At 71.0% G+C, this 20,702-nt stretch carries 20 protein-coding genes and 1 tRNA gene; 13 read left to right on the top strand and 8 right to left on the bottom strand.

Annotated features, from left to right (window positions below):
- Positions 1-61: 61 nt before the first annotated feature.
- From ABS64_RS11160 to ABS64_RS11145, 4 genes are all read left to right on the top strand, one after another.
- Positions 62-1,984: a heavy metal translocating P-type ATPase gene (locus ABS64_RS11160; protein WP_292683596.1), complete on the top strand. Its 1,923-nt coding sequence runs from the start codon at positions 62-64 to the stop codon at positions 1,982-1,984.
- 68 nt (positions 1,985-2,052) lie between these two features.
- On the top strand, positions 2,053-3,135 hold the full coding sequence (locus tag ABS64_RS11155; RefSeq protein WP_292683594.1) for a Glu/Leu/Phe/Val dehydrogenase family protein: 1,083 nt from the start codon (positions 2,053-2,055) through the stop codon (positions 3,133-3,135).
- 140 nt (positions 3,136-3,275) lie between these two features.
- A complete protein-coding gene (locus tag ABS64_RS11150; RefSeq protein ID WP_292683593.1) occupies positions 3,276-4,865 on the top strand; it encodes an AMP-binding protein in 1,590 nt (529 codons plus the stop codon).
- A 105-nt stretch (positions 4,866-4,970) separates the two neighbouring features.
- Positions 4,971-5,999, top strand: coding sequence for a helix-turn-helix domain-containing protein (locus ABS64_RS11145; RefSeq protein WP_292683591.1), 1,029 nt, complete (start codon positions 4,971-4,973; stop codon positions 5,997-5,999).
- Here the strand turns inward: ABS64_RS11145 and ABS64_RS11140 are convergent.
- The 3 genes from ABS64_RS11140 to ABS64_RS11130 all read right to left on the bottom strand — a co-directional run bounded on the left by ABS64_RS11140 (position 5,996) and on the right by ABS64_RS11130 (position 7,009).
- On the bottom strand, positions 5,996-6,304 hold the full coding sequence (locus tag ABS64_RS11140; protein WP_036290207.1) for a DUF6510 family protein: 309 nt from the start codon (positions 6,302-6,304) through the stop codon (positions 5,996-5,998). The two genes, ABS64_RS11145 and ABS64_RS11140, sit on opposite strands and share 4 nt — an antisense overlap.
- Positions 6,301-6,690: a hypothetical protein gene (locus tag ABS64_RS11135; RefSeq protein WP_016464584.1), complete on the bottom strand. Its 390-nt coding sequence runs from the start codon at positions 6,688-6,690 to the stop codon at positions 6,301-6,303. Before ABS64_RS11135 ends, ABS64_RS11140 begins: the two co-directional genes overlap by 4 nt.
- Before the next feature lie 243 nt (positions 6,691-6,933).
- Positions 6,934-7,009: transfer RNA gene (locus tag ABS64_RS11130), tRNA-Ala, on the bottom strand.
- A 60-nt stretch (positions 7,010-7,069) separates the two neighbouring features.
- Here ABS64_RS11130 and ABS64_RS11125 point away from each other — a divergent pair.
- Complete coding sequence (locus ABS64_RS11125; protein WP_016464583.1) at positions 7,070-8,269, top strand: amidohydrolase family protein; 1,200 nt, start codon at positions 7,070-7,072, stop codon at positions 8,267-8,269.
- Positions 8,270-8,297: 28 nt separating this feature from the next.
- Here the strand turns inward: ABS64_RS11125 and ABS64_RS11120 are convergent, their stop codons facing one another.
- From ABS64_RS11120 to galU, 3 genes are all read right to left on the bottom strand, one after another.
- Complete coding sequence (locus ABS64_RS11120; protein WP_292683584.1) at positions 8,298-9,218, bottom strand: large exoprotein; 921 nt, start codon at positions 9,216-9,218, stop codon at positions 8,298-8,300.
- 108 nt (positions 9,219-9,326) lie between these two features.
- A complete protein-coding gene (locus ABS64_RS11115) occupies positions 9,327-9,956 on the bottom strand; it encodes a GNAT family protein (RefSeq protein WP_005052224.1) in 630 nt (209 codons plus the stop codon).
- A 34-nt stretch (positions 9,957-9,990) separates the two neighbouring features.
- Positions 9,991-10,869 (bottom strand): UTP--glucose-1-phosphate uridylyltransferase GalU, encoded by an 879-nt coding sequence (galU, locus tag ABS64_RS11110; protein ID WP_043340959.1) that lies wholly within the window; start codon positions 10,867-10,869, stop codon positions 9,991-9,993.
- An 81-nt stretch (positions 10,870-10,950) separates the two neighbouring features.
- Between galU and ABS64_RS11105 the strand changes: the two genes are divergently transcribed.
- The 3 genes from ABS64_RS11105 to mscL are packed head-to-tail and all read left to right on the top strand — an operon-like array spanning position 10,951 to position 12,283.
- A complete protein-coding gene (locus tag ABS64_RS11105) occupies positions 10,951-11,547 on the top strand; it encodes a 5-formyltetrahydrofolate cyclo-ligase (RefSeq protein WP_005052219.1) in 597 nt (198 codons plus the stop codon).
- Positions 11,548-11,567: 20 nt separating this feature from the next.
- Positions 11,568-11,837, top strand: a complete 270-nt coding sequence (locus ABS64_RS11100; protein WP_005052217.1) for an FmdB family zinc ribbon protein — start codon at positions 11,568-11,570, stop codon at positions 11,835-11,837.
- A gap of 29 nt (positions 11,838-11,866) precedes the next feature.
- Positions 11,867-12,283 (top strand): large conductance mechanosensitive channel protein MscL, encoded by a 417-nt coding sequence (gene mscL / locus ABS64_RS11095; protein ID WP_288118698.1) that lies wholly within the window; start codon positions 11,867-11,869, stop codon positions 12,281-12,283.
- Between the two features lie 59 nt (positions 12,284-12,342).
- Here mscL and ABS64_RS11090 read toward each other — a convergent pair whose 3' ends face one another.
- Both ABS64_RS11090 and ABS64_RS11085 read right to left on the bottom strand, forming a co-directional pair.
- Positions 12,343-12,534 carry a hypothetical protein gene (locus tag ABS64_RS11090; protein ID WP_036290049.1) on the bottom strand — a complete coding sequence of 64 codons (192 nt, stop codon included), beginning with the start codon at positions 12,532-12,534 and terminating at the stop codon, positions 12,343-12,345.
- Positions 12,535-12,539: 5 nt separating this feature from the next.
- On the bottom strand, positions 12,540-16,232 hold the full coding sequence (locus ABS64_RS11085; protein WP_051498866.1) for an ATP-binding protein: 3,693 nt from the start codon (positions 16,230-16,232) through the stop codon (positions 12,540-12,542).
- 211 nt (positions 16,233-16,443) lie between these two features.
- Here ABS64_RS11085 and ABS64_RS11080 point away from each other — a divergent pair, with 211 nt between their 5' ends.
- The 5 genes from ABS64_RS11080 to ABS64_RS11060 all read left to right on the top strand — a co-directional run bounded on the left by ABS64_RS11080 (position 16,444) and on the right by ABS64_RS11060 (position 20,651).
- The gene (locus ABS64_RS11080) at positions 16,444-16,992 is read left to right on the top strand and encodes a methylated-DNA--[protein]-cysteine S-methyltransferase (protein ID WP_036290053.1); all 549 of its coding nucleotides are present in this window, start codon (positions 16,444-16,446) and stop codon (positions 16,990-16,992) included.
- A gap of 148 nt (positions 16,993-17,140) precedes the next feature.
- The gene (locus tag ABS64_RS11075) at positions 17,141-17,989 is read left to right on the top strand and encodes a LuxR C-terminal-related transcriptional regulator (RefSeq protein WP_288121641.1); all 849 of its coding nucleotides are present in this window, start codon (positions 17,141-17,143) and stop codon (positions 17,987-17,989) included.
- A gap of 29 nt (positions 17,990-18,018) precedes the next feature.
- Positions 18,019-18,369, top strand: coding sequence for an Lsr2 family protein (locus ABS64_RS11070; RefSeq protein WP_288121640.1), 351 nt, complete (start codon positions 18,019-18,021; stop codon positions 18,367-18,369).
- A 73-nt stretch (positions 18,370-18,442) separates the two neighbouring features.
- Complete coding sequence (locus ABS64_RS11065) at positions 18,443-19,093, top strand: response regulator (protein ID WP_288121639.1); 651 nt, start codon at positions 18,443-18,445, stop codon at positions 19,091-19,093.
- Positions 19,094-19,103: 10 nt separating this feature from the next.
- A complete protein-coding gene (locus tag ABS64_RS11060) occupies positions 19,104-20,651 on the top strand; it encodes a hypothetical protein (protein ID WP_292683577.1) in 1,548 nt (515 codons plus the stop codon).
- Positions 20,652-20,702: the final 51 nt, after the last annotated feature.

Below are 20,702 nucleotides of genomic sequence, written 5' to 3'. Positions count from 1 at the left end.
GTCCAGGCAAGGCAATCCAGGCTTACTGGCGGGCCCTCGGCACGAGGAGAATGCTGGGGGCATGCGCCGCATCCTCGCCGCCCTCGGACGGTACCCCGTGATCACCGCGACCGTCGCCGTGGGCATCATCGCCGCGGCACTCGCCGGCGCGGGTCTGAGCGCGTGGGCGACGGGGATCACCACCGCCTACGTCTCCGCCATCGTCGTGTGGACGATCATCGGCATGGTCCGCGACGTGATGCGCGGTCATGTCGGACTCGACGTGCTCGCCGTCGTCGCGATGGTCGCGACCCTCGCTGTCGGCGAGACGATCGCGGCGCTGATCATCGTGCTCATGCTCTCCGGGGGCGAGGCGCTCGAAGACTACGCGGGCCGTCGCGCGACACGCGAGCTGACGGCGCTGCTGGATCGCGCACCACAGATCGCGCACGTGCGCCGTCCGGGCGCCGGTGACGAGACCCGGGACCTTCCCGCCGACGAGGTCGCCGTCGGCGACGAGCTTCTCGTGCGGCCGGCCGAGGTCGTTCCGGTGGACGGCACCCTCCTGTCAGAGGAGGCGAGCTTCGACGAGTCGTCTCTGACCGGAGAGAGCATGCCGGTGACGCGCACCGCCGGCGAGACCGTGCTCTCGGGAGCGGTCAACGGATCGCGCGCGATCCGGGTGCGGGCTCTGCGGCGCAGCGCCGACAGCCAATATCAGCAGATCATCGCCCTCGTGCGTGCCGCGCAGGAATCGCGCGCTCCGATGGTGCGCCTGGCCGACCGGTTCGCGATTCCCTTCACGGCGGTCTCGCTCGCCATCGCCGGAGCGGCCTGGGGACTGTCGGGCGACTCCGTCCGGTTCGCGGAGGTCCTCGTGCTGGCCACACCCTGCCCGCTGCTGATCGCGGCACCGGTCGCCTTCCTCGGCGGCATCTCGCGCGCGGCGAAGGCCGGCATCATCGTCAAGGGGGGCACCGTCATCGAGCAGTTGGCACGCGCGCGCTCCGCCGCCTTCGACAAGACCGGGACCCTGACCCAGGGCCGGCCCGTGCTGGTCGATGTGCGTCCCGCGCCCGGCATCGATCCCGACCGCCTGCTGGCGTGGGCGGCCTCGGCCGAGCAGTACTCCGCGCACGTGCTGGCCGACGGCATCCGCCACGCCGCGTCTGCGCGCGGCATCGTGGTGGAGCCGGCCGACGACGCGCACGAGGAAGCGACCAACGGGGTGACCGCCGTGATCGGCGGGCGACGCGTCGTCGTCGGAAAGCCGGCCTACGTCGCGGCACTCGCCCCCGACACCACGCTCACCGCGCTGGAGGCGGGGCATGCGGCCTCGTACGTCGCTGTCGACGGGCGCTTCGCGGGAGCCCTCGTGCTCGCCGACGGCGCACGGCCGGAGTCGCGGGCCGTTGTGCGCTGGTTGCGCGCACACGGCGTGGAACGCGTCACGATGCTCACCGGCGATGCCCGGCCCACCGCCGACGCCGTGGCGGCGTCGGTCGGCGTCGACGAGGTGCACGTCGACCTGCTGCCCGCCGAGAAGGTGCACCTGGCCGCGATGATGACGCCACGCCCGGTGCTCATGGTGGGCGACGGGGTCAACGATGCGCCGGTGCTCGCCGCCGCCGATATCGGCATCGCGATGGGCGCGCGGGGAGCCACGGCCGCGGGCGATGCGGCGGATGCCGTCGTGCTGAAGGACTCGCTGACGAAGGTGGCCGAAGCGGTCGCGATCGGTCGCGGCACCCTGCGCGTGGCCTACGTCGCCATCTGGATCGGCATCGCCCTGAGCGTCGCGGCGATGCTGCTCGCGACGACCGGCCTGGTGCCGGCCGTCATCGGCGCGCTCGGACAGGAAGTGATCGATCTGGCGACCATCCTGTACGCGCTGCGCGCGCTGCGGGGACGCCCGTTCGATCTCTCCGACCGCGGCACCACCGGCGCGGTCGACGACGCTCACGCGCATGCACCCGCGGGATCGGTGCCGGCGGAGGCAGAATAGGGGGTGGATGCCGCAACGCGGCGGCATCCACCGAGCACCGCCCACAAGGCCCGCCGAAAGAGGATGCGATGACGCACACCCTGCCCCTGCCCGATTTCTCCCACGAGCGCGTGGAGGTGACGACGGGCGCCCGGAGCGGACTGCTCATCACCGTCACCCTGCACTCCTCGACGCTCGGGCCCGCCCTCGGCGGTGCCCGCATGTGGACCTATCCGCACTGGAGCGACGCCGTCGGAGACGCCCTGCGCCTCTCGGCTGCGATGACGCTCAAGAACGCCGCGGCAGGATTGGACGCCGGCGGCGGCAAGTCGGTGATCTGCCTGCCGCCGGGAACGACCCTCGACGCCGATCGTCGGCGCGCGGCGTACCTGGATCTCGGCGACGCCGTCGACCGCTTCGACGGCAGCTACCGCACGGCGGAGGACGTCGGATCGACGACGGAGGACATGCTGGTGGTCAGCGAGCGGACGGCGCACGTGGTCGGCCTGCCCGACGCCGTCGGCGGGTCGGGCGAGCCCGCGGGCCCGACGAGCCTCGGCGTGTACGAGGCGTTGCGCGCCACGCTCGAGCAGGTGACCGGCGCGCCCGAGGTCGTCGGGCGACGGATCACGATCTCCGGGCTCGGTCAGGTCGGCAGCCGACTCGCGGTCCGCCTGAGCGCGGAAGGCGCGGCGCTGACGGTGACCGATGTCAACCCCGCCAAACGCAGCCTCGCCGCCGAGCTCGGCGCACGGTGGGTCGAGCCGGGCTCCGAGCATCTCGTCGAAGCCGACGTGTTCGTCCCCGCCGGCATCGGTGGCGTGCTGGACGCCGACACCATCGACGCCCTCGCCGCACGCGCCGTCTGCGGCCCCGCGAACAACCCTCTCGCCCACCGCTCGGGTGCCGATCGCCTCGCGGCGCGCGGCATCCTCTACGCGCCCGACTTCGTCGTCAACGCCGGCGGCGTCGTCTACCTGGACCTGGAGGCGAAGCACCGGGGCACACGCAGTCAGATCATGGATCGTGTCGCCGCGATCGGCGACACCGTGCGCGCTCTCTTCGCCGATGCGGCGACGCGCGACATCACACCGCTGGATGCCGCGGAGGAGCGCGCCGCCGAGCGCCTCGCGATCGGTCGTCGTGCTCGGGAGAGCGCCGTGCTCGTCTGACGTCGGCGCCGGGTGGCACGCGGTCTCCCTGAAACGGAGACCGCGTGCCGCACACGCGTCTGGCGGTGGCATGATGGACGCACCCGGCAGCGTCGCCGGTCCGCGCGGGCATTCGCCGCCCGTCATCGAAGGAGACCGCCGTGTTCACCAGCCCCTTCCCCGATGTCGAGATCCCGGACGTCAGCATCTACGACGACCTGTTCGCCGATCTCAGCGCGGATGACGCCGCGCGCATCGCCCTCATCGATCCGGCAACGGGCGCCGAGACCTCCTACGGCGCGCTCAAGGCGCAGGTCGACGCCTTCGCCGGCGCGCTGGCTGCTCGCGGCGTCGGCACCGACACCGTGCTCGGTCTGCTCTGCCCGAACGTGCCGGCGTTCGCCACCGTGTTCCACGGCATCCTTCGCGCCGGCGCGACGGTGACGACGATCAACTCGCTGTACACCGCCGGCGAGATCGAGAAGCAACTGCGAGACGCCGGGGCCAGCTGGCTCATCACGGTGAGCCCGCTGTTGCGCGCCGCGCAGCAGGCGGCAGAGGCCATCGGCATCCCCGCCGAGCGACTCGTCGTGCTCGACGGCGCCGACGGGCATCCCGATCTGCGCAGCCTGCTCGGCGAGGGCCGTGCCGCGCCGGAGGTGTCGTTCGACCCGGCGACGCACGTGGCCGTCCTGCCCTACTCTTCGGGGACGACCGGCATTCCCAAGGGCGTCATGCTCAGTCACCGCAACCTCGTCGCGAACGTCGCGCAGTGTCGCATCAACATCGATCTCAAGAACACCGACCGCGTGCTCGCGGTGCTCCCCTTCTTCCACATCTACGGGATGACGGTGCTGCTCAATCTCGCGCTCAAGCAGCGGGCGACCCTGGTCACCATGCCCAAGTTCGACCTCGTGCAGTTCCTCACCAACATCCAGACCTACGGGTGCACCTACCTATACATCGCTCCGCCCATCGCGGTGGCTCTCGCCAAGCATCCGATCGTCGATCAGTTCGACATCTCCACGGTGCACACCGTGTTCTCCGGCGCCGCGCCGCTCGACGGCGAGACGGCCGAGATCGCTGCCCGCCGCATCAACGCGCGCATGATGCAGGGCTACGGCATGAGCGAGCTGAGCCCCGTCTCCCACGCCATGCCGTATACGCGCGATGACATCCCGGTGAGCTCGGTGGGCACGATCCTGCCGAACATCGCGTGCAAGCTCGTCGACACCGAGACCGGCGAGGAGATCACCGAGATCGAAGACGACGGGCGCACCCGGCCGGGCGAGCTGTGGGTGCAGGGCCCGAACGTCATGCTCGGCTACCTCAACAAGCCCGCGGCGACGGCCGAGACCCTGGATGCCGACGGCTTCCTCCACACCGGCGACATCGCCGTCTACCACGACGGCGGCTACTTCTCGATCGTCGACCGCGTGAAGGAGCTCATCAAGTACAAGGGCTACCAGATCGCACCGGCCGAGCTGGAAGCGCTGCTGCTGGGCCATCCGAAGGTGATGGATGCCGCCGTCATCGGCGTGCTCGACGACGACAAGCAGGAGATCCCGAAGGCGTTCATCGTGCCCGCGCCTGACTCCGGGCTCACCGCGGAGGAGGTGATGGGCTTCGTCGCCGACAACGTCGCGCCGCACAAGAAGATCCGCCGGGTCGAGTTCATCGAGTCGATCCCCAAGTCGACGTCCGGAAAGATCCTGCGCAAGGATCTGCGCGCCCGCGAACACGCCGGCTGACGGCATCCGCGCCGCTCGCGCACGGTGGTGGCCACGAAAGGGCCACGCTCGCGAGGTCGTGCCGGCCCTACCGTGGCCCCACCGGGGCGACGCGAGGAGACGGGCATGAAGACGATCGAGGTGATCGACCAGGTGGCGCGATCGTTGGGGGCGCGGGTGCGCCTGACCGGCAGCGCGTCGGGCGACCGACAACCGGCGGCGGCGGTATCGGAGCCCGTCGCCGGTGCGCGGTTCGTCGATGCTGCAGTCGGTGTCGGATCACTGACCCTGCGCGTCATCGGTCGCTCGGCGGGCGACCTGGATTCGCGTGCCTGGGGTGTGGTCGACGCCGCCGTCCATCTGCTGGCACGCGCACACGGCGGCGACGGCGGCCGACGCGAGCGCGTCTGCGCCGCCCTGCTCGCCGGTGATGCCACCGCGCGCACCGATGCGCTGTGGGAGCTCCGCTCCCGGCGATGGGTCGTCGCGCCCGATGAACCGCTGCGCGTCTGGGCCGTGCTCGCGAACGGCGCCGGCGAGGTGGAACAGATCGCGCTGGGGCGCCGCCTCGCCGCAGCCTTGCCCGCGCCGACCGACGTCGTGGACATCGTCGACGACGCCGTCGTCCTGATCTCCCCCGCGACGGTCGACATGGCGGCCTGCATCGCCGCCGTCGAGCGCGAGACGCGTGCGCACGCGGCGCGCCCGTCTGCTCTCGCGACCGCCGACTGCCCGCCCGATCGCGACGATCCGTTGCCGACGATCCGCCAGGCCCTGGATGCCGCGCGTCTGCGTGCCACGATGCCGCAGGCACTCGCGCCGCGGGCGGAAGATCTCGGTGGATGGATGCTGGTGCAGTCCGTCCCCGCCTCGCCGCGCCTGCTTCAGTTGGTCTCCCCCGCCGCGCACGCGCTGCTGACCGCCGGTGACGAGGTGCAGCGTCAGACCATCGAGGCCTATCTTGACGAGGCGGGCCGGGCACCCGATACCTGTGCCCGGCTGCACATCCACCGCACGACGCTCTACTACCGCCTCGAGCACATGCCCGCGGCGGTGCGCGAAGCGCTGGCCGACGGCCTGCAGCGCAGCACTCTGCACCTCGCGCTGAAGACCGCGAGACTGTGGGAGGCCCGACCCGAGCTGGCGTCGGCTTAGCGGGCGGCAGTCGGGCTGATCAGCTCGGCGAGGGCGGCGATTCTGATCGCCGGACCCGACGGCGCCGCCACGACCGTCATGAGCGTACGGGAGCACCCGCGACAGCGCACGATCGCGGCATGCTCGTCGCGCTCCACGACGGCCTCGGCCAACGGTCCCGAGCGCGCGCAATGCCCGCACACGACGACGATCGAGGTCGGGTCGTCGGCGAACACGCCGGAGAGCATCCCCGCCAGTGCGTTGCCGTCGACTCGAGCGACGCGGCGCCCGACGGGCGTCGGGTGCGCCACGGCATCCGTCGTCATGATGACCCTCCGAATCTCTCCGTGCGAATCCGCGCCGGCTCGTGCCCGATGCGAACGAGCGCGTCGGCGACCGCCTCCACGAACGACGTCGGCCCGCACACGAAGACGGCGGGGCGCTCCGCGGGCGGCCAGCACAGCTGCGCCAGCTCGGCATCGGTGACGCGGCCTGCCGTTCGCGGCCACCCGGGCGGCGGCTGGCGTGTGTAGACCCACGACACCGTGAACGCGGCGGGTGGAAGGCGGGAGATCTCGTCGGCGTACATCGCGTCGTCCGGCGAACGGGTCGAGCAGAGCAGGCGGAACGGAGCCGCACTGTCGGCGACGGCACGCGCGCGAGCCATAGCCAGCAGCGGCACGACCCCCGATCCCCCCGCGATCAACTGCACGGGCGCGGGATCGTCCTCACGCCAGACGAAGTACTCGCCGAGGGGGGTCCGATCGCAGAGCCGAGCGTCATCCAGCCTAGGGCGGTGAGCTTGACGATCGCCGCGCGCTCGGAGCACTCACCCCGTACGCGATCGCACGTGAGAAGATCGCCTCAATCAGCAAAGTCAGTACCGGGTCGGCGGATGCAGGCAAAAGAATCGGCCGCTCAGCCATGATTTCTCATGCCCGATCAGCCGTCTTCTTGGTGGACCTAAGGAGATTCGAACTCCTGACCTCCTCGATGCGAACGAGGCGCGCTACCAACTGCGCCATAGGCCCTTGTATGTCCTCAACATTATCACGCGTCTCGAGCACCGCATGCACCGGCAGGATGGAGGCATGAGCTCCACGGCACCTGTGCCCGACCTCGTTCGCAACGTCCGACTCTGGTCGCACCCGGCCGACGCGGTCGACCTCCGCATCGAGGAGGGGACGATCTCGTCGGTCACGCCGACGTCCGACGACACCGCCGTGGACACCGCCGGGAACATCGTCAATGGACGCGGACTGCTCGCCCTGCCCGGTCTCGTCAACGCGCACGCGCACATCGACAAGTCGTGGTGGGGGCTTCCCTGGCAGTCGTATGGCGGTGAGGGGACGACCGAGGGCCGCATCCGTCACGAGCGGGCCCACCGCGACGAGATCGGGATGCCGTCGGCAGAGATCACCGGCAACGTCCTCGAGCAGTTCGTGACCCACGGCACCACCGCGATCCGCACGCACGTCGACGTCGATCTGGGGCTCGAGCTGGGCGGCATCGAGGCCGTGCGTGAGGCCGTCGCCGGCTACGACGGTGCCCTGGCCGTCGAGATCGTGGCCTTCCCGCAAGACGGGGTGCTGCGCCGCCCCGGCGTGCTCGCCCTCCTCGACCGCGCCGCGCGCGAAGGCGTCGAGCATATCGGCGGGCTCGACCCGGCCACGATCGACCGCGATCCCGTCGGACAGATCGACGCCCTGCTCGCACTGTCTGCCGACCATGGCGTCGGCGTCGACATCCACCTGCACGACCCCGCCGAACTGGGGGCCTTTCAGATCGAGCTCATCCTCGAGCGCGTCGAGCGGTTGGGGCTGCACGGCCGTGTCAACGTGGCACACGGCTTCGCGGTCGCTCAGCTCGACGGCATCCGACGCCGCGACCTCCTCGCGCAGATGGCCGCACTCGGCGTGACGATGACCACCGTCGCGCCGCTCCGGCTCCCCCAGCTCCCGTTGCACGAGCTCGATGCGGCCGGTGTCGCCTTCGGGTTCGGCACCGACGGCATCCGTGACCTGTGGAGCCCCTACGGCACCGGAGACCTCCTCGGTATCGCCTGGCAGTACGCGCGCGCGTCGAGCATCGTGCGCGACGACGACCTCCTCCGTGTCGTCGAGATCGCGACGGGCGCCTCCGCCCGCTTCGCCGGCCTGGCGACGAATCAACTGCAGGCAGGAGACCGCGCCGACATCGTGCTCGTGGATGCCGAGAACGCCATGGACGCCCTCGTTCGCACGCCGCGACGCGAGGTCGTCATCGGCCGCGGACGCCTCCTGGTCGGCTGAGCCGACCGGTCGGTGTCATCAGCCGGTGCTACTGACCGGAGGCGCGGCGTTCCAGCAGGCGGCGCACATGGGCCTCGATGGCGGCGTCGCCCGCGGCCGCTCCGCCGACGAGCTCGTCGTCGTGGGCCGCAGGCCGCGGCTGCAGCGTGACGGGACGCTGACGCTCGGCACGCGCGCGCATCGCCTCCTCAACGGCGCCGCGACGCAGCGCTTCGCGGGCGTCCGCCTCGTCGAGCACCGCGGCGGCACGTGAGCCGGCCGACACGGTGAGCGGCCGCGGAAGCTCTCGCGGCACCCACGAGCTGCGCTCGGCTTCCAGAGCCACGTCCTGCACGTCGGCTGCGACGCGTTCGATCGGCGCGACCGCCTCACGGACGACCACGCGACGCTGCACGCGCGACATCCGCTGCAGCAGCAGGGCGCAGCTCACGAACAGCACCCCGGCCAGCCAGAGCAACAGCTGCGCGCCGGTCGCGGCCAGCTGCACACCGCCCCATGCGCCGAGCGCGAGAGCGGCGACGGCGATGAGGGTCACGACAAGACGCGCGCGGCGGCGTGCCTGGGCGCGACGGATCTCGGGTCGCGCGCGCTCGCGAGCCGCCGCACGAGCCGCAGCCTCACGCGCGACAGCAGCCTCGGCGCGGGCCTGGAGCGTGGTCACTTCGAGCTCGGCGCGCACGCGGGCAAGCTCCGCCTGCTCGCGCTCGGTCTGTGCCTGACGGGCCAGTCGCTGCTGGGCCATCGCCGTGCGCGCAGTGAGCTCGAGTCGCACTTCCTGCGGCGTCTCACTGGTCTCGGCGAGCACACGCAGCGCCTGATTCAGCCGTACGGCGTTGCGCTCGGCGGCATTGAACTGGTGCCGGCCGTGCCACGACGGCAGAAGGTAGATCATCCACAGCGCCACGGCGACGAGGACGACCACGCCGCCGCCGAGAACCTGTCCACCCATGTCCCCCACGGTAGAGCCGAGCCGACGCGATCACGCGACATCCGACCGCGTGTCTGACCTTCATGTCGAACCTGAAGGTTTCGCGGCATCCCCCGCGCCGCGACGGTGTCAGCCGGCGGGTCGATCCGTGAGCGGGACGGCCGCCGCGCTCTCCGGCGCGCGACCGTGCAGCCACCGCTGCAACACGCCTTCGGGCACCTCCTCGCGCACCAGCGCGAACGCATAGTGGTCGCGCCAATCGCCCGCGATGTGGATGAATCGCCGCCGAAGACCCTCGTAGCGGAAGCCCAGCTTCTCGACCACCCGCAGGCTCGCCCGGTTCTCCGGACGGATACAGATCTCCATGCGGTGCAGCCCCAGCTCACGGAAGCACACGTCGGTGGCCAGCGCGACGGCCGTCGGCGTGATGCCCCGGCCGGCGAAGCGCTCGCTCACCCAGTAGCCGATCGTCGCCGACGACAGCGACCCGCGGGCGATTCCCCAGACGTTCAACTGCCCGGCGATCTCACCGTCGTACTCCATCACGAAAGGCACGCCGCCGCCGTCGCGGTACTGCTGCAGAAGGCGACGGATGCCGAGGCGCATGTCGAACGAAACGGGCCCGTCGGGGCTCGTCGCCTCCCACGGCCGCAGCCACGAGCGATTGCTCATCAACTCCGACTGCAGCACGCGCGCGTCGCGCTGCTTGATGAGCCGGATCGCGATCGGACCGTGCTCACGGGGAGCCGTCAGTTCCATCGGCACCCCTTATGTCCGCCGCTCAGGATCAGCGTCAGAGCTTCTCCGCGAAGTCCTTCAACCACGGTCGCAGCTCCGGACCGAGATCGTCGCGGTCGGCGGCCAGCTGCACGATGGCCTTGATGTAATCCACCCTATCGCCGGTGTCGTAGCGGCGACCGCGGAACACGACGCCCAACACACCGTCGGTGACGGCCAGCTCCTGCAGCGCATCGGTCAGCTGGATCTCGCCGCCCTTCCCCGGCTCGGTGCGCTCGAGGATGTCGAAGACGCCGGGGGTGAGGACGTACCGTCCGATGACCGCGTAGTTGGAGGGGGCGTCCTCCTTCTTCGGCTTCTCGACGAGCCCCGTGACGCGGACGACATCGGGATCGTCGGTCGACTCGACGGCGGCGGCGCCGTACATGTGGATCTGTTCGGGGTCGACCTCCATGAGCGCGATGACCGTGAGGCCGGATGCCGCGTTCACCGCCAGCATCTTCGAGAGCAGCTCGTCGCGCTCATCGATCAGGTCGTCACCGAGCATGACCGCGAAGGTCGCGTCGCCGACGTGGTGACGGGCGCGCAGCACGGCGTGCCCGAGACCCTTCGGCTCACCCTGGCGCACGAAGTGGATGTCGGCGAGCTCGGTCGAGCGCTGAACACTGAGGAGCTTGTCGTGGGCACCCTTGGTGAGCAGATTCGACTCGAGCTCGGGCACCGAGTCGAAGTGGTTCGAGATGTTGTTCTTGTTGCGCCCCAGGATGATCAGCACGTCATCGATGCCCGCCGCGACCGCCTCTTCGACGACGTACTGGATGGCGGGCTTGTCGACGACGGGGAGCATCTCCTTCGGCATCGCCTTGGTGGCGGGAAGGAACCTCGTGCCGAGACCCGCAGCGGGGATGACGGCCTTGATCGCAGGAGCTGACATGACCCACACCTTACCGGCGCGCGCCGCCACGTCCGTGACCGTCTCGGCCGTGCATGTCGGTGCGCCGCCTACAATCGGACCATGACCGACGGCATCGACGATGCGAAACGCGCGCTGCGCGCCGACCTGCGCGAGCGCCGTCAGCAGCGCTCCGAGGCGATGCGCACCGCCGACGCCGCCGGCGTCAAGGCGCAGCTCGACGCGCTGATCGCCCGCACCGGCGCGCGCGCGATCTCCTGCTTCCTGTCGGCTCCGACCGAGCCGGGCACACACGAGTTCGTGGCCGACGCGGTCGAACGCGGCATCCGTGTGCTGCTGCCCATCACCCGCGCCGACGGCCTTCTCGACTGGGTCGTCGCCGAGCCCGGCGCCGATATCGCCGAGGGCCTGTTCGGCATGCCCGAACCGGTCGGCGAGGTGCTGAGCCCCCTGGCCGTCAACGACGTCGATCTGCTGGTGATCCCCGCCGCCGCCGTCGATCGCACCGGAATGCGCCTCGGCTGGGGGCGGGGCTACTTCGACAAGACCCTCGGTTCGATGCAGCACTGCCCGCCCGTCTACGCCGTCGTCTTCGACACCGAGCTGCTGGACGAGGTCCCCCGCGACCTCCACGACCAGCCGGTCACCGGTGTCGTCACCCCCACCCGCACTGTCGAACTCGCGTCGCCGCGACGCTGAGCCCCTTCCCGGAGGACACCATGCCCACCTACGCCTATGCCTGCACGCAGTGCGGACACCGCTTCGATGCCGTGCAGTCGTTCTCGGATGCCGCGTTGACGCAGTGTCCCGAGTGCGGTGGCGCTTTGCGCAAGCAATACGGAACCGTCGGCGTGACCTTCAACGGCTCCGGCTTCTATCGCACCGACTCGCGTTCGTCCACCTCCGGCGGGGGCGCTGGCGCGGGCGCGTCGACTTCGACATCATCGAAGTCCGAGGCAAAGTCCTCGCCCGCATCGTCGGGATCGTGACCGGCGAACGCCGGAGAACCGGAGGAACCGTGATCAAGGGCTTCAAAGACTTCATCATGCGCGGCAACGTCATCGACCTCGCGGTCGCTGTCGTCATCGGCGCCGCATTCACCGCCGTCGTGAACGCGATCGTGGCGTCCATCATCACCCCGCTCATCGAGGTGTTCTGGAAGCCCGACGACAACGGTGTTCCCGGCATCCCGGTTCCCGCGGTCTGGGGCGGAACGGTCACCTTCCCGATCGGCGACCTGGTCAGCGCGCTCATCAGCTTCCTCGCGGTGGCGATCGTGGTCTACTTCGTGTTCGTGTTCCCGATGAACGCGTGGAAGGAGCGTCAGGCCGCCAAGGCCGGCGTCCCCGAAGACAAAGCGGAGAAGCTGCCGACCGAGCAGGAACTGCTCATCCAGATCCGCGACCTGCTGGAGAAGAGCTCCACCACGCGCTGAGCGCGTTTCGCGTCGTCGCTCTTCCGGTCGTTGAGCGAGCGCAGCGAGTCGAAACACCCCTAGTAGTGCGGCGGCACGTCCCGCCGCAGGCGCTCATCGTTCGGCCCCGATGCCCCGTCCCCGGTGAGGGGCGGGGCATCGTCGCGGATGACGGGAACCTCGGGCGCGGGGTCGGTGCCGGGCGCCGGAGTCAGTCGTGCCCGGCGCGACCCGCGCACGCGCTCGACGCGCTGACGGCTCTCGTCGTCCACGGCGCTCAGCGCAGATCGAGCGGCTCGGTGACGGTCTCGGCGCGCGGCGTCTCGGGCGAGGCACCGAGGATCGCCGCGATCCGTCCCGCGACACCCGCCGGGTCGCTGTACAGGTCGAAGGCGTGCACGCGCACGTAATGCCAGCCGAGGCGGCGCAGCACCTGCGGGCGCAAGCGCAGGCTCTCCCGCAGGGTCTCCCCCATGCTGTCGGCGTCGCTCTCCACGACGACCGCCTTGCCGCGGTGCTGGGCGACAAGCGGCAGGATGCCGCGATAGTTCACGTCCACGGCGATGCCGAGTGCCCGCAGGTGACCGGCGAGGGCCAGCGTGAGCGGATCGGCGAGGTCTTCGAGCCGGGACTCACGGGCGCGGGCGGCGATGCCGCCGAGGATCGACATGAGCGTCGCCGCACCGGACTCCAGACGTCCCTCATCGAAGGCAGAGGGGCGGATCGAGGAGACGATGACCATCGAACGGCGCGCGCGTGTCATACCGACCGTCAGCAGGCGCTCTCCGTCGGGGCCCGACAGATCGCCGAAGTCGCTCAGCACCCGGCCGTGCTTGGTCAATCCGAATCCGAGCGAGAAGACGACCCGGTCGCGGCTCTCCGCCACCGACTCCTCGAGCCCGAGCACGGCGAACGGCTCGGCCGTGTCGCGGCCGACGAACTCGGCGACATCCGACCGGCCCGCGAAGGCGGCGGCGACGGCGGCGCGCACGCGCTCCGCGTGGCGCACGGATGCCGTGACGACCATCAGGGTCTCGGTGGGACGGTTGACCGCGTGCTCGACCACGAGCGTGACGACGCGGGCGACCTCGGCATCCGGGCTCTCGACGGCCCCCGTGATGGGGTCGGGCGTACCGGTGCCCCCTTCGACGTAGTCGACGCTGAGGCTCCCGCGCCCGAGGTACGACCCCGCCCACGGGTACGAGACGAGCCGGCCTTCGTAGAAGGCACCGTTGACGAGCTCGGCGAGGTCCTCGCCGCCCGCGCGGTAGCTGCGGGTCAGCGTCTCGACCGGAACGAGCTCGGTGAGCCGCTCGAACACGCTGACCTCGTCGAACGGCACGTCGGGCTCGTCCTCCGCGCTCGCGTGCCCGGCACCGACGCGGAACGCGGTGGGACGCTGCGTCACCGGGTCGCCGAAGACGACCACCTGGCGGGCGCGTCGCAGTGCCGGCGCCGCCTCGGCGAGGCACAGCGCCGCGGCATCCGCGACGATGACCACGTCGAACAGGGGCGACTCGGGGATGGCGGGCACTTCATAGGGCGACGCGAGCCACACGGGGGCCAGCGTGCGCACGAGCTTCGGCGCGGCCTCGACCAGCTCCGTCGCAGACGCTCCGCCGCTGCGCAGCAGCTGCTTCAGGGTCGCAGCTTCGCCGGCCTCGTCGACGACGGCGATCTTCCACGTCGTCGCCAGTTCCGCGGCCAGCAGCGGACCCGCCGAGGCCGCGTGCGCCTCATCGACCAGTCGGTAATCGCGTTCGAGCCGGTCGACGACCGACGTGTTCGCGCCCAGCAGCGCCCGGTCCGAGCGCAGCATCGCTTCGAGAGCGGACTGCCACCACGCGAACTCGAATTCGGCGGCGACGTGCTCTTCGGGGACGTGGCGGACCGACAGCTCGGTGAGCAGCTCTTCCAGTCCCATGTCGGCGAGCTCACCGCGCAGGGTGGCGCGCTCGACCAGGTTGTCGAAGACGTCGGAGGTCGCCGCCAAGCCCGCGAGCGTGCGCAGCAGGTAGGGGATCGGCAACGACGCGAGCGGTTCGGTGCGCCCCAGTGCCCGGTCGAGGGCCCCCAGGTCGGCGGCCACCCGCTGCCACGCCGTGGCGACATCGTCCAGACCCAGGGGGATCTCGGGCATGACGCCCGGATCCACCAGCTGCTGCCACTGCGCGCGCTGCTGCTGCACGCGCACCAGCGACTCGTGCATGTCGGTGATGTGCATGCCCGGGCGCACGTACTCGCGCGACAGGTTCTTCAGGCGCCGGCGCTGGGGCGATGTCATCGCGGGAGCGTCGCGGCGCGGCGCGTGCGCCTGGATGAGCTCCGCCATCGGGCGCTCGAAGACGGTCGTGCTGAAGCGGTCGAGCGATGCCCGGATGCCCTGCAGCAGCTGCACGTAGGCGCCGAGTTCGGCCAGCGTCGAGAACGGACGCATGCGCGTCTGCGCGATGAGTTCGTACCCGCGCTCGAGCACGGCGGGCACCTCTGTGCGGTGCAGCCGTCCGGCGAGCGCGTGGGTGTCGCGGGCCTCCTGCGTGGAGGCGAAGGCGACGCCGTACCACGGCGAATCGTCGGGGCCGAAGCGGAACTCGCCGAGACGGGCGGCGGTCGCCAGCGCCTGCGCGGCCTCGGCACGACGGGTGCCGAGCGACTGCAGGGTGGCGATGTCGAATCGGGTCGTCGCCGACGGCTGCGGCGTCATCGATGCGATCGTGGCCAGCGTGCGGAGCGCTTCGAGCGGGGAGACCTCGACGCGCGGATGCCGCTGGGTGAGCGAATCGCGATAGTCACGCAGCACGGTGCGCAGGCGCACCAGAGCGTCGTCGACGTCGGCCACCTTGGGCTGCTCCGCCTTCTCGTTGCGCGTGATCGCGCGGATGAGATCGCGGTGCAGGTGGCGCGGCGAGACGGCGAGTCCGGGCAGTCCGATGCCGGCGAGGCGGTGGCGGACGCCTTCGAGGGTGGAGCGCCGCGCGCTGACCACGAGCACGCGCTTGCCGGCGCGCACGAGCTCGCCGACCGCGTTGATCACCGTCTGCGTGCCGCCGGTGCCGGGCAGCGTGTGCACGGCGAGCGACTGTCCGGCGGCGATGCGCGCGAGCACGGCCTCCTGCTCGGCATCCGCATCGAGCAGGAGCCGGTCGGCGGCGGGCGGTCGCTCATCGGAGCTGACGGGCGGGGCGGGCGCGCGGACGATCGACAGATCCTCGCGGTCGGACTCGTGGCCGGCGAGGGCGTTCAGGATCGGGTGATCGAGGCTCTCGGCGTCGCGACTCATCGGCGACGACGCGTCGGCGAACGTCGACACGACCAGGCGCGGCTGCACGGTGAAGGTGTCGACGTGCGCGGTGAGCGCGCGCAGGTGGTCGATGACCGGCTGCGGTTTGAAGACGCCACCGTCGTAGGCGAGTTCGGCGAGCGCGCGCCCGTCGATCACGAGACCGAAGTGCGTGCGCGCGGCGACGACGAGCTCGGGGTTGATCGTGAAGGTGCCGTGCAGCTTGAGATCGAAGTCGGAGTGGTGGCGGCGGATGGCGAGCGGGCGCAGCAGCACCGGGGCGGCGTAGGTGACGCCGCCGATGCGCCAGCCGGCGATGCCGACCGCCAGGTGCACCGTGTCGATGCCACGGGTCGTGCGCATCTCGACGTCCTTGGCGGCGATGCGCTCGGCCGCCAGGCGGGCCGTGCGCAGGGCGACCTCGTCACGGAAGAGGTTGGACAGCAGCGTGGAGCGCCCGGTGATGAACTGGGGCAGGCTGCCGGGATGGGCTTTCGTGATGTCGATGCCCGCATCGCCGGCGTCGGTGTAGTGCAGCAGGGTGGACCGGCCACCGAGCCACGCCGACTCCTCGCGCAGGCGCGCACGCTCACCGGCGGCGACGTGGGTCACGACGACCCCCGGCTCAGACAGGTCGAGGTCCGCCGGGCTCACCGCATGACCGTGGTCGGCGTCGTCCACGCCTCGCACGGCGCCATCGTCTGCTCTCCACACACTCGACACCCTAAAGTCCCGATCACGGCGTTCCCGGTTAGCGCGGCGGGTTTTCGCGGTATTGGGGCTGATGTGACAGGTGGGGCGGCACCGTGGATCCTCCTCCCCAACCGACGCGGAGGCTCTGCGCCTCCACAGACCGCGACCGCGCGACGATGATGTCGACCGTCGCGAGCATCATGGAGTCATGACCTCGACTGCCGCATACTCGGTGCACCCGACACCGATCGGCGAGGCCCTCATCGTCGTCGCCGATGGGGGCCTCGTCGCCCTGGACGTGCTGGATGTGTCGCTGACGGCGGCCGACCGCCGCCTCGAAGCGATCAGCGCCCGCCGCCAGGGCATCGTGGTGCCGGATGCCGCGGCCACCGCCGAGGTGGCCGCGCAGCTGGACGAGTACTTCGCGGGCACGCGGCGACGTTTCACGCTCGATCTCGACCTGCACGGGGTCGACGGTTTCGCACGCCGGGCACTGGAGGCGATGGACGAGATCCCGTATGGCGAGACGAGCTCGTACGGCGAATTGGCGATTCTCGCCGGCTCACCAGGCGCGCACCGCGCGGCGGGATCGGCGTGTGCCCGCACGCCCATCTCGATCGTGATTCCGGCGCACCGTGTCGTCCGTGCCGACGGATCCATCGGTGAGTACGGCGGTCACCCCGAACGCAAACGGTTCCTCCTCGATCTCGAAGCGCGCGTCGTACGAGACGGCACCGCTCGATCCGCCGCCGTGTAGGCCGGTCGCGGCACGGGGCTCCCGCGGCGCGACGCGGGAGCCCCGGGTCGAGCTCGGGTGGATCGCTGGCGGAGCCCGCGACGACGCCCGGTGATATCCTCGAGCGCACGGGTGACGCGGTCGTCGCCCTCGATGTCAGGGAGGCGAGATGGCGACGCCGACCCCGCTCACTGACAGTGATCTGCTGGCCCATGCCGTCGAGGATCTGGCCACACGGACGGGCCTTCCCGTCGCCTTCGGCGGTTTCGAGCGGGCAAACGCGGTCGAGGTCACCTCGGTCGTCGGAAACCGCACCCCGCACCTGTCCGGACTCGTCGTGCACGCCAGCCGCGGGCTCGGCGGGCGGGCGCTCGTGGAGCGGCGCCCGCGACTCGCTCTCGACTACCGGTCTTCGCGCAACATCACCCACGATTACGATCGCGCGATCCTCGGCGAGGGGATCTCGACGCTGTTCGCCGTGCCCGTGCTCGTCGCCGGGCGCGCACGCGGCGTGCTCTACTGCGGTTCGTGGTCGCCGTCCCCCTTCGGAGAGTCCACCGCACGCATGGCGCTCCAGGTCGCCAGCGATCTGGCGACGGAGCTTCGCGTCAGAGAAGAAGTGCAGCGGCGACTCACCCTCGCTCCGGCATCCACCTCGGGCGTCGACCCCGTGCTGCGCGAGCACCTGCGCGACACGTACGCGCAGTTGCGCCGCATCGCCGCCGATGTGCCCGACGCCGCCATCCGGCGCCGTCTCGCCGAGATCGAACAGCGCCTCGCCGATCTGACCCGCGACGACAGTGCGACCACGGAGACGCTCGACGTGAAGCTGTCGCCGCGAGAGATCGATGTGCTCGCGTGCGCGGCACTGGGCCAGACCAACGCCGAGATCGCTGTCGCACTCGGCTTGCGGGAGGGCACCGTCAAGTCGTATCTGCAGTCGGCGATGGCCAAACTCGACACGGGCACGCGCCACGCCGCGGTGACACGGGCGCGACGCGCGGGACTGCTCCCCTGATCAGCCGTCGGTATCAGTAGGCTCTGCCCATGGCCCGCAAAATCGTTCACCAGCTCGTCGATGACCTGGACGGCACCGTTCTCGAAGTCGGTGACGGTGAGACCGTCCTGTTCTCGCTGGACGGCACCGCGTACGAGATCGACCTCACGACCGACAACGCCGCCGCGCTTCGCGACGCGCTCGCGCCGTATGTCTCCGCCGCGCGCAGCGTCTCGTCGCGCGCGACCGCGCCGCGCCGCGCCGGCACCCGCGGACAGCGCCGCTCTCAGCAGCGCGACTACGGTCCCATCCGCGAGTGGGCCGCCAAGAACGGTTTCACGGTGTCGGAGCGCGGACGCGTCCCCGCCTCCGTCCTCGAGGCCTACGACGCCGCTCACTGACGACTGCAGGGAGCGACACCGGTGCTCGTCGGGGCAACGACGGGACGCGCGGCGCGAGCGCTAGGGTGATGTCGTGGCCTCGGACTGGACCCGTCGCGTGCTCGTGGTCGAAGACCAGGCCGCCCTGCGCATGCTCGTGTGCGAGCTGCTGCAGCGTCACGGGTTCGAGACGGCCGCCGCGGCCGACGCGGCGACGGCCACCCAGCTGTTCACCGAGTTCGACCCCGACGCACTGCTGACCGATATCGACCTCGGCAGCCGACCCTCCGGCGCGGAACTGGCGGCCATGCTGTCCGAGCTCGCACCACATCTGGCGATCGTCTTCCTGAGCAGTTATCCGCGCGCAGCGGCCGGCGCGACGGCGATGGGCATCGCCCACGCGGTCTTCGTCTCCAAGCAGGACCTCGACTCCGCGGACGGCCTCGTGTCGGCGCTGGAGCAGGCACTGTCGACGCGGCGGGCCCCGGCGGCGACGGCTCTGCCTGCACCCGATGCCCGCGACGGCCTCGGCGCGCTCACCCGCCATCAGCTCGAGATCCTCGCGATGGTCGCTCGCGGATGGTCGAACGAGCGCATCGCCGAAGAGACCGCGTCGAGCGTGCGGGCCGTGGAACGTTCGATCAGCCGCCTGTTCGACCGCTTGGATGTGACGGGCGACCCGACCGTCAGCCCTCGCGTCGCCGCTGCGGCGATGTACCTGGCCGCGTTCGGCCCGGCCCGGTGAGAGGCCGCGGGTGAGGCGGTTCGCCACGGCGATCGGCCGTGTCGTGGCCGACGGACGGTTTCTGAGCCTGTGGTCGCTCGCGGCGACCCTCGTCCTGTCGATGACCATCATGGCGCCCGTGGGTGCGGGCGTGGATGTCGCGGCGCTGGCTCCGGCGACGCTGGCCACGACGACATGCTTCGTGCTTGTGCTCGGGGCCCTCGCGCTGATCGAGCGGCACCTGTCCGCGCCGCGCGTGCGCGCGATCGTGCTCATCGTCGGCATCGTCGCGTGCGCCGCACTGCGCCCGCTCGTGCAGGACGCGTGGGCCGCGCCGTGGGCACTGCCGATTCCGGCAGCAGCCCAGCTGCCGTTCCGTATCGCGACGAACGTGGTCGTCTGGCCGGTCGTGCTCGCGATGATCGCCGCGCTCGAGAACGCCGTGCACACGCTGCGTCGCACCAACGCGCTGCTGCGCGAGGTGGCGGCAGAGCTCGCCGCCGCGCCCGACCGCGCCGTCGTCGTCGACCGGCGCGCCCGCCGCGAAGTGGGTGCCGCGGCATCCGCCCTCACCCGGGCGATCGATCGGTGGGATCCCGCGACGGGGCCGAGCGGCGTGCGCGCGCTCGGGACGGAGGCCTTCCGCACCTGGAGCCACCGCTTGCAACAGGTGGCGGACGATGCGGCGACGACCTCGGCGCCGCGGGGCGCACCCGCCACGGATGAGATCTCGATTCGCCGTCGCGGCCTGGCGCTGCCGCCGCTGCGCCTTCCACCACGCGGGACGGTCGCGATCGTCTACATCGCCTGCACACTGCCCTACGCGCTGCGAACGACGGGCCCCGCCGAGCTGATCGCGGGTCTGGTCGCCGTCGTCACCGTGACGGGTCTTGTCGACCATGTCGCGCGGCGCCGAAGGTTCGTACGCAGCGCCCGTCTCAGCGCCACGGTCTATCTGCTGGGCGCGGCCATCGGCGGCGTCGTGCTCTCCGTGCTGGCAGCGATCTACGGACATCGCGGCCTCCTCGCGCTCCTGCCCGCCATCGACTACCTCGCCTTCGCGCTCGCGGCCGGCCTGTGCGCGGGCGCCGTGCAGAGACTGCGCCGAGAACAGCGTCGACTGTCGGGAACGATCACGCATTCTCAGCGCGCGAGCCGCGAGGGGGTCGGTCCCGCTCGGGAAGGCCTGCGACGCACGGCGGAGCTGCTGCACCGCGACGGGCAGGGAGCGTGCATGCAGTTCGCGCTGACGCATCCGCACCCGTCCCCGGCGGACACCTCCGCACTGCGCGACGATCTACTCGCGCTCGTGCATCGGCTGACGTCGACGTATGCGGCAGCCGACCCCGGCACGGACGCGGCGGCGCTGCGTGCGCTGCTGGCGACGTGGGGACGGGTGATCGTGCTGCAGACCACGCTCGATCCCCGGGCGCTGGCCGCGCTCGATGCGCATCCCCGCCTCGCGCGCGATGTGTACGACGTCATCGCCGAGGGACTTCTGAACGCGGTCAAGCACAGCGACGAGAAGAGTTGTAGGTTCCCGCTCGAGATGGCGAGGAATGCCGCGATTCCACGGTAGTTGGCTGGGGTTTCGGGTTCAGGATTCCGCGAGTAGTGGCGGATTCTTACA

Source organism: Microbacterium sp. SCN 69-37, assembly GCF_001724435.1.
Taxonomy (GTDB): Bacteria; Actinomycetota; Actinomycetes; order Actinomycetales; family Microbacteriaceae; genus Microbacterium; species Microbacterium laevaniformans.
Note: the sequence above shows the minus strand (reverse complement) of the source record. Positions and strands in the feature narration are given on the sequence as shown.